The sequence below is a fragment of the Lutispora sp. genome, from assembly GCF_041687175.1.
GTDB lineage: Bacteria > Bacillota > Clostridia > Lutisporales > Lutisporaceae > Lutispora.
The window spans coordinates 1-3,553 of record NZ_JAWLCK010000193.1; the positions used below are offsets into that span (position 1 = coordinate 1).

Sequence of the window (3,553 nt, forward strand, 5' to 3'; positions counted from 1 at the left end):
TAAGAGACCTCCTTTATTTGTGGTGTTCAGCAAATTCATTATATCTAAAGGATGTGTCTCTTATCTATTTTTTTCCTACAATAACTTTACACTAAGTATAAATGATGCAGTTTTAACCTCCTTGTTAAAATCTTTATTATAACACCAATTAAAATTGGTAAACCCTGTTACTGTTGCATCCATTCCTTTAGCAAACTTAATATCAACTGGGGCCCAATCGTATTTTGCTTTCACATCTTCAAAAGTAGATTTATTTAGAACAATAAATCCTTTCATCCAATAGGAAGTTGGACCGAAATTAGTTTTACCAATAGTATTTGCCTTCCAATAACATGCTTCAAATCCGTCAAGATTTGAGAAGCGGTCAATTTGGGTTGCTTATCTATGATGCCCGTTTCTCCAGACAGGTACTTTTATGTTAAAGGATATTAGATATACATTTCCCGTTGTAAGTTAAGTGCCTGGCACTATGCCTATTATTTGTTAAGTAATTTTCAGTGCATTAACCCTATTCCATTATATCCCAATAATTTAATCTTCAATGATTATTTTTTCAGGCTTTGAAAAAAAGTCTTCTTCTAAGTTTAGCTTATTAATTCTGTAAAAAAATATTTTATGCGTAAAAAAATCTTTTTTAAATACAGGTACAGCCTTATAAACATCTTTGCCTAATGGCAATTGGTCAATTCGCCTATAAGTTATTCTTTTTATTTCTCTACCAGTAGAAAAAACTAAATTATATCTTGTAAAATCATTTTCTGGTAATTTAATATTATATTGCGTAGTAATTTTATGTTCATTGCCATAAATTGTTGACCACCAAGTTCCAATAATGGTGTTTTGTGTGTCAACCACTGCAATTTTTTTAATGTCTACTTCTATAGGAGCGTAATAATAATTATAATACAATATGCTTGTGGTTAAACCAAGAAACACAAAAAGTAATATCATTATTCTACCTCTCCTTTTAATCCAATTAATTAAGTGTTTCATAATTAGTGCCCCAATCCATAACCAATTTTATATACTTCTCGCCAGTTAATAGTTCCATCGTTTTCTCTATAGTATTCAACTTGACCAATTGGGCTTCTTTTATATCTTATGCCAAAAAGTCCTATTCTTTCAGGAGTCCAGCTGTAAAAAGCACGTTGATTAAAAGCTAATCTAGGTATGTAAGTACCCCAGAAGTTATTATAAGCCATACTTCCGTCCCAAGCAAAAACTGATTCTATTTTATTAGTCTCAATAAATTTTGCAGCTAAATTGTCTGCAATATCAATATGCCCAGAATTACATGTAAACAAATTCAATGTATCAAAGCTCTTCGACTCGAGACTATATATAGAAGTAGCATCTGCACTATCTGTTGTTCCTCTAGTCTTTCCATTTATGTAAGTAGTAATATATTCCTCTTTTGTATAATCAAGCAATAAGTTGTGTGGATTGCTATGAAATAGCAAAGAAACCTCTTCAACTTTAATCTTTTCGCATTTTTCATTAATTCCTATTTTACTCCATGCACTAACAAATTGTTTTTCTGTTTCAACCGGTATTAAATACACATTATTACCATATTCTTTTTTTAGTCTTTTTTGTTCTGATTTTGCTTGTTCTTCAAACCCACCTTCTCCTCCATGTGACAAACCATAAAATACATAACTATCGTGTCCACTTGGATCAACATGAGTTATAGGGTTATTTTTACAATAACTGTACAAATTCAAACTCAACGGAGAGCTCGGGTCACCCCTATAACTATCCTCGGTTATAAACCTTCCCACCTGTGGAGCATAATACCTTGCCCTCAGGTAATACTGCCCGGTCACCTTGTCAAACTGCTCCCCGGCATACATGAACCTATTAGCTATAGTCTCAGTATAGGTCGCTGAATTACCAAACGCATCGTACTTATAACTATTGAGCACATCTCCGGTTCCATTTACAAGGTTTACTACATCCCCGTGCGCATTATGTAAGTAGTAGGCATAGTCCCCTTGATTCTCCCGGGTTGCAATAAGCCCTAATCCCCTGATATACCTTACATCCTTACCGTTACCGGTATTTTCGGTAATTACATTGCCTCCATCAAGGGTAAAATCACTTCGTATACTGTTTTCTACTGCTGCTATTCTCATTCCGGATGCATCATAGAAGTTGTTCATCCAGCTGCCGTCAGGCATGTTTGTCTCTTTTAGCCTATTGAATCCGTCATAGGTATAGGTTGTTATTTCTGTTCCTTTTGTAGCTCTTATGAGGTTTCCATTGTTGTCATAGTCATATACTGTCGTCGTACCGTTTATAACGCTTTGTACCAGCCTGTTCCTCGCATCATATGAGTAGGTTTCAGTTCCAATCGATGGGTAGATGACCGTCTCCAGCCTGTTGAGTTCATCATAGGTGTAGGTAGTGTCTGCCCCATTCTCCGTTCTGGTCAGCTGATTACCGTTATTGTCATAGGTGTGGTAGCCGTCTTAGAGAACTATCCTCTGACAGAGTGATATTTACTTCCAATCAAAACCAGTATTGTACCCTCTTGTTATGGTTTCTATTAATACATCCTTCTTTGAGCTTTTAAAGTCCCATACTATTATTTCATAATCTTTACTTGCAAATTTTCTACTTTGCTGTTCGATTGCAATATAATTGTCGTCAGGGGAAAATCTATAAGTATAAATGGCATTGGATTTATATATCCATTCTTTGGCGGTTGTTATCTCTCTTATCACTAATATATTGTCAATATTTGAAGCATTCGCTTCTTTATAAGCAATATATTGATTGTTATTAGAATATTGTGGGGCATAACCCTCAAATAAAGTCTCTTCTTTGCCCATATTAATATTATACATATTGACACTATATTTATATTTGCCATTTTCTGCTTTACTGCGACGCCCAAATAATATTAATCTTCCGTCTTTACTCCAACTATAACTTCCATAAATATCTTTAATTAAAATATTATTGCTACCAGAGTTTTTGTTAAAACCATAAATATTCTCCCTTCCATTTTCGTATGCTGTGAAACTGATAGAATCTTGAGTAGGAATATAGCTTATATTGTCAATTGTATTATCCTTGTGTATATATAATACATTTAAAGTTTTATTCTTCATATCATATTCAACAATTTTTGTCGTACTTCGTGCCAATACTTTATCTTTTTTCCTATTGAGAGTTGGGCTACTTAAATATTGATCATTTAACATTATTTCATATTTTTTAAGGGATGGCTTGAATATTGCTAGTCCTTTATTGTCTTTTTGTAGGCTACTAACTGGTGTTGATAATATTAATTCTCCAGTCAAATTTTCTTTTAGTAATTCATCTTTTTGGTTACAACCTACTATTATCAATAAAAAAATAGATAAACATGATAAAACACCTACATACTTACTCAAAATTCTTTTCTCTCCTTTTCTAAAATAACAATTTTTCAATACAATACTTTACATGACCTGCTCCCCAAAAAGTATACCATACCAAAAGTTAGTCTGGATGATATAATAAATTATCCAGGAGGAAATAGATATGAAAAAACGATTTACAGAGG

5 protein-coding genes are annotated in these 3,553 nt (G+C 33.2%); all 5 read right to left on the bottom strand.

The window, feature by feature from the left end; all coding sequences use genetic code 11:
- Nucleotides 1–75: 75 nt before the first annotated feature.
- Complete coding sequence (locus ACESM9_RS15040) at nucleotides 76–276, bottom strand: hypothetical protein (RefSeq protein WP_373000570.1); 201 nt, start codon at nucleotides 274–276, stop codon at nucleotides 76–78.
- A 255-nt stretch (nucleotides 277–531) separates the two neighbouring features.
- Nucleotides 532–993: a hypothetical protein gene (locus ACESM9_RS15045; protein ID WP_373000573.1), complete on the bottom strand. Its 462-nt coding sequence runs from the start codon at nucleotides 991–993 to the stop codon at nucleotides 532–534.
- A gap of 2 nt (nucleotides 994–995) precedes the next feature.
- Entirely contained in the window at nucleotides 996–2,180 is a 1,185-nt protein-coding gene (locus ACESM9_RS15050) for an RHS repeat-associated core domain-containing protein (RefSeq protein WP_411289438.1), read from the bottom strand.
- Nucleotides 2,181–2,296: 116 nt separating this feature from the next.
- Nucleotides 2,297–2,419 (bottom strand): hypothetical protein, encoded by a 123-nt coding sequence (locus tag ACESM9_RS15055; RefSeq protein WP_373000575.1) that lies wholly within the window; start codon nucleotides 2,417–2,419, stop codon nucleotides 2,297–2,299.
- 82 nt (nucleotides 2,420–2,501) lie between these two features.
- The gene (locus ACESM9_RS15060; RefSeq protein ID WP_373000578.1) at nucleotides 2,502–3,401 is read right to left on the bottom strand and encodes a TolB family protein; all 900 of its coding nucleotides are present in this window, start codon (nucleotides 3,399–3,401) and stop codon (nucleotides 2,502–2,504) included.
- Nucleotides 3,402–3,553: the final 152 nt, after the last annotated feature.